This window comes from Streptomyces chilikensis, assembly GCF_001642695.1.
In the GTDB taxonomy this organism is placed as follows: domain Bacteria; phylum Actinomycetota; class Actinomycetes; order Streptomycetales; family Streptomycetaceae; genus Streptomyces; species Streptomyces chilikensis.
Window position 1 is genome coordinate 3786935 of record NZ_LWCC02000005.1, and the last position, 1849, is coordinate 3788783.

The window sequence follows — 1849 nt, forward strand, 5'->3', positions numbered from 1 at the left end:
CCGCGGAGCCCGCCGTCCCCGCCGGGCCCGCCGCCGCACCGGCGGCCCAGGGCGCGTCCGCCGCACCGGCGACCCGGGCCGCGTCCGCCGCCGCCACCGTGAAGGAGTCCGCGTGAGCACCCCGATCACGACGGGGCGCCGCGCGCCCCGGCTGCGCAAGGCCCTGTTCGCGGCCTTCCTGCTCGCCTCGGCCGTCAACCTGGTGACGGTCTCCACCGGCCACGGCACGGTGGAGACCGTGTCCAAGGCGCTGCTGATGCCCCTGCTGGCGGCGACCGCCGCGGCGGCCGGAGCGCCGCGGACCCTGCTGGTCGCGCTGGCCTTCGGCTGGGGCGGCGACGTGATGCTCTCGGTCGGCGGGGACGCCTTCCTGGCCGGCATGGCCTCGTTCGCCGTCGGCCACGTCGCCTACCTGTCCCTCTTCCGCCGCCACGGCGCCGGCCGGAGCAGGGCGGAGAGCGCCGGCACGGCCGTGGTGTACGCGGCGGGGCTCGCCGTGCTCATGGTGCTGCTGCTCCCCGGCCTGCCCGCCGGCCTGCGCCTGCCGGTGGCGGGGTACAGCTGCCTGCTCACCGCGATGGCCTGGGCGTCCGGCCGGACGGGCCGCCTCGCGGCGGCGGGCGGGGCGCTGTTCCTGGTCTCCGACTCGCTGATCGCCGCCGAGATGGCGGGCCGGGGCCCGCTGCCGGTCCACGGCCTGTGGGTCATGGCGACCTACCTCGCCGCCCAGGCGCTGCTCACCGCGGGTGTGCTCGGCCACGTCCGGCCGCGGGAGCGGCGGCCCGCCGCCGTCACCGCCAGCGGATCGGCACCGGCAATGCCGTGAGCAGGCCCGAGGCGGCCACCACCAGCCCGAGCACCACCACCTCGGCGCGCGCCGGGACCCACGCGGAGAGCGGGTCGGCGGCCCGGCGCAGCCGCAGCCTGGCCCACAGGGCGAGCGCGGCCACCGCGGCCACCAGCACCAGCTTGGCCAGCAGCGTCCGCCCGTAGGCGGTGGTCACCAGCTGCTCCAGCACCGTCCCCGGCGGCATCCGGCGCAGCGCGCTGCACACGCCGGTGGCGGTGACCGCCGCCAGCAGCAGGGCGGCGGCGCGGGCGTACCGGCCGAGCAGCGCGGCGGCCTCGGCGGGCGCCTCGGCGCGCCAGAGCCGCAGGACGCGCAGCGCGTACAGCAGCCCGCCGGCCCACAGGGCGCCGCAGGTCAGATGGACGGCGGTGAGCGCGGCCCCGGTCGTTGGGTCGTGGTGGTCCCAGGCGGGATGGGCCCGCAGCGACTCCGCCACGACCACGGCTCCCAGCGGCCACAGCTGGGCGGCGGGGCGGCGGGAGAGGGCGAGCAGCCCGGCGACCAGGAAGGCGTTGACCTCCGTCAGGGCCAGCAGGCCCTCCCGGTGCGACTGCAGCCCGCCCAGGTCCAGGTCGCCCCAGCCGCGCGGCACCCGGTTGCCGGCGGCGACGACCAGCGCGAGTCCCAGCGCGGCCAGGAAACCCGCCCCGGCGGCCGCCGCCGACCGGCCCGGGGGGCGCGGGCCCTCGGGCCGCAGCCGCCGTGCCGCCCGGCCGACGAACAGTTCGCCCAGCGGCACGCACAGGGCCGCGAACAGGACGGCCCGCAGCAGGCCGATCCCGGGTGTGCCCGGCGCCGCGGCCTCACCGCTGTCGTGCAGTGCGGCGGACGGGCCGAGCAGCGGGACCAGCGCCCAGGCCGTCAGCAGGACGAGCAGCGCGGCGGCCCGCCCGGCGGCCCCGCGGGGTGCCGGCCCGTCACCCGCGGCCGTGGGACCGGAGGTCGGCGTCGTCATGGTCACGGGACGATCTTCACCGGAGGGGACGAATCCGGGCAAGC

Annotated in this window: 2 protein-coding genes; one reads left to right on the forward strand and one right to left on the reverse strand. The window is 79.3% G+C overall.

Going from position 1 to position 1849, the window contains the following annotated elements; translation table 11 throughout:
• The first annotated feature begins 112 nt into the window (after positions 1-112).
• Positions 113-826: a lysoplasmalogenase gene (locus A2U95_RS16900; protein WP_166023434.1), complete on the forward strand. Its 714-nt coding sequence runs from the start codon at positions 113-115 to the stop codon at positions 824-826.
• On the opposite strand, the gene A2U95_RS16905 is transcribed toward A2U95_RS16900, so the two are convergent.
• On the reverse strand, positions 792-1811 hold the full coding sequence (locus A2U95_RS16905; protein ID WP_240957348.1) for a CopD family protein: 1020 nt from the start codon (positions 1809-1811) through the stop codon (positions 792-794). The genes A2U95_RS16900 and A2U95_RS16905 overlap by 35 nt on opposite strands.
• Between the last annotated feature and the right edge of the window lie 38 nt (positions 1812-1849).